The organism is Ideonella azotifigens (genome assembly GCF_006519715.1).
GTDB classification, from domain to species: domain Bacteria; phylum Pseudomonadota; class Gammaproteobacteria; order Burkholderiales; family Burkholderiaceae_C; genus Ideonella; species Ideonella azotifigens.
Genome location: NZ_VIDT01001057.1, coordinates 1 through 1,349 on the forward strand (window position 1 = coordinate 1; position 1,349 = coordinate 1,349).

Consider the following 1,349-nt stretch of genomic DNA (forward strand, 5'->3'; position numbering starts at 1 on the left):
GCCGCCAGGCCAGCAACCGCCCCAGCAGGCCGGCGCCTGCAATGGCGACATGCAGGCCGGTTTGGCCCGCGGTGGCGATGCTGGCCATCGCTCAGGCCGGCTGGATGGGAATGTAAAACTCGCCGCCCGCCGCCTTGAACTCCGCCGACTTCGCGGCCATGCCGGCTTCGGCCTCCTTCTTCTGCGCCTCGCTGTAGTCGCGCACGTCCTGCGTGATCTTCATCGAGCAGAACTTGGGGCCGCACATGGAGCAGAAGTGGGCGTGCTTGGCTGCCTCCTTGGGCAGGGTTTCGTCGTGGTAGCTGCGCGCGGTGTCCGGGTCCAGGCCGAGGTTGAACTGGTCTTCCCAGCGGAACTCGAAGCGCGCGGCGCTTATCGCGTCGTCGCGTGCGCGGGCCCCTGGGTGGCCCTTGGCGACGTCGGCGGCGTGCGCAGCGATCTTGTAGGCGATCAGGCCCTGCTTCACGTCGTCGCGGTCCGGCAGGCCCAGGTGTTCCTTGGGCGTGACGTAGCAGAGCATGGCCGTGCCCATCCAGCCGATCATCGCGGCGCCGATGGCGCTGGCAATGTGGTCGTAGCCGGCGGCGATGTCGATGGTCAGCGGGCCCAGCGTGTAAAAAGGTGCCTCATGGCAGTGCTTCAGCTGCTCGTCCATGTTGGCCTGGATCAGGTGCATGGGCACGTGGCCTGGGCCTTCGATCATGGTCTGCACGTCGTGCTGCCACGCGAGCTTGGTCAGCTCGCCCAGCGTGCGCAGCTCGGCAAACTGGGCCTCGTCGTTGGCGTCCGCCAGGCTGCCGGGCCGCAGCCCGTCGCCCAGCGAGAAGCTCACGTCGTAGGCCTTCATGATCTCGCAGATCTCTTCGAAGTGCGTGTAGAGGAAGTTCTCCTTGTGATGCGTGATGCACCACTTGGCCAGGATGGAGCCGCCGCGCGAGACGATGCCGGTGCGGCGGTCGGCCGTGAGGTTGATGAAGGGCAGGCGCAGGCCGGCGTGGATGGTGAAGTAGTCCACGCCCTGCTCGGCCTGCTCGATCAGCGTGTCGCGGAAGATCGCCCAGCTGAGGTCCTCGGCCACGCCGCCCACTTTCTCCAGCGCCTGGTAGATGGGCACGGTGCCGATGGGCACGGGGCTGTTGCGCACGATCCAGTCGCGCGTGGTGTGGATGTGGTTCCCGGTGGACAGGTCCATCACCGTGTCCGCGCCCCAGCGCAGCGACCACACCAGCTTGCCCACCTCTTCCTCCACGCCGGAACTCAGGGCAGAGTTGCCGATGTTGGCGTTGACCTTGACCAGGAAGTTGCGGCCGATGGCCATCGGTTCCAGTTCGGGGTGGTTGATGTTGGCG

At 66.7% G+C, this 1,349-nt stretch carries 1 protein-coding gene; it reads right to left on the bottom strand.

The window, feature by feature from the left end; genetic code table 11:
- Positions 1-91: 91 nt before the first annotated feature.
- Positions 92-1,349, bottom strand: a 1,258-nt coding sequence (thiC, locus tag FKP22_RS30525) for a phosphomethylpyrimidine synthase ThiC (protein ID WP_141291946.1), incomplete at its 5' end; no start/stop codon positions are given.